The sequence below is a fragment of the Streptomyces sp. NPDC002130 genome (assembly GCF_040296465.1).
Taxonomy (GTDB): domain Bacteria; phylum Actinomycetota; class Actinomycetes; order Streptomycetales; family Streptomycetaceae; genus Streptomyces.
On sequence record NZ_JBEOXI010000778.1, the window covers coordinates 1 to 1,526 of the forward strand.

At 62.0% G+C, this 1,526-nt stretch carries 1 protein-coding gene and 1 pseudogene; both read left to right on the forward strand.

What is annotated here, in order from left to right; all coding sequences use genetic code 11:
* Positions 1–477 (forward strand): annotated as a pseudogene (gene tyrS / locus ABT116_RS45430) (tyrosine--tRNA ligase); the annotation flags it as partial.
* A gap of 170 nt (positions 478–647) precedes the next feature.
* Entirely contained in the window at positions 648–1,463 is an 816-nt protein-coding gene (locus ABT116_RS45435) for a glycoside hydrolase family 3 N-terminal domain-containing protein (RefSeq protein WP_351646921.1), read from the forward strand.
* Positions 1,464–1,526: the final 63 nt, after the last annotated feature.

Consider the following 1,526-nt stretch of genomic DNA (forward strand, 5'->3'; position numbering starts at 1 on the left):
GACCCGACCGGACCGAGCTTGCACGCAGGCCACCTGGTTCCGCTTCTCGCGCTCAAGCGTTTTCAGCGTGCCGGCAACCGTCCGATCGTTCTGGCCGGCGGAGCAACAGGCTTGATCGGTGACCCCCGTGATGTCGGGGAACGGACGATGAACTCCGCCGACACTGTCGCTGACTGGGCGGGACGCATCCGTGGTCAGCTCGAACGATTCGTGGATTTCGACGATTCTCCGACGAGTGCGGTCATCGAGAACAACATGAACTGGACCGGCAAGATGTCGGCCATCGACTTCCTGCGTGACGTCGGCAAACACTTCTCCGTGAACGTCATGCTTGCGCGTGACACCGTGAAGCGTCGTCTCGAGTCGGACGGGATGTCGTACACCGAGTTCAGCTACATGCTGCTCCAAGCCAACGACTACCTGCACTTGCGACGCGATCTGGGTTGCACGCTGCAGGTCGGCGGGTCCGATCAGTTCTTCGACCGCGATCTGACCGACTCGACGCATCGTGAGCATCTTCGAACAATGCTCGGCGACATGGTTGTTACGTTCCTGACCTCGAAGGCGCCGTCCTGACCCACCCCGAAGTCCGAAAAATCCCCCTACGGTGGTGAGTGGAACTCACAGCTGCCACCGGGAGGAATGACGTGACCGAGAATTACGTAGACGGGCTTTCACTCGAGGAGAAGGCGTCGTTGACGTCCGGCTCGGATTTCTGGCACAGCCAGTCCGTTGCCGGAATCGAATCGATACTCCTGACCGACGGTCCGCACGGAGTCCGGAAACAACCCGAGGGCGGCGACGCACTCGGACTCGGCCACAGCATTCCAGCGACATGTTTCCCACCGGCGGTCGGGTTGGGCTCGTCGTGGAACCTCGACCTCATCCGCCAGGTCGGTGAGGCTCTGGGCGACGAAGCCAAAGCCGAACAGGTCTCGGTCCTCCTCGGCCCAGGCATCAACATCAAACGATCACCCTTGTGTGGCAGGAATTTCGAATACGTCTCCGAGGACCCATTCCTCTCCGGCCGCGTCGCGGCAGCGCTGATCACCGGTATCCAGTCTCGCGGCGTCGGAACCTCGCTCAAGCACTTCGCTGCCAACAACCAAGAACACGACCGGATGAGAGTCAGTGCCGACGTCGACGAACGCACGCTGCGCGAGATCTATCTGGCCGGCTTCGAATACGCCGTCAAGACCGCGGCCCCGACGACGGTCATGTGCTCGTACAACAAGATCAACGGTGTGTACTCGAGCCAGAACCATTGGCTGCTCACCGAGGTACTGCGCGAACAGTGGGGCTTCGACGGCCTCGTCGTTTCGGACTGGGGAGCGGTCAACGACCGCGTGGCGGCACTCGCCGCGGGCCTCGACCTGGAAATGCCGCCGACCGGCACCGATACCCAGATCGTCGACGCCGTGCGCGGCGGGGTCGTCATGATCCGGCACCCTTGCACTGCGTGACGAGACTGTCACTAGCCGCCACCATGATTGGTGAAATACCGGGACAACGGTCCTCACGCTCCG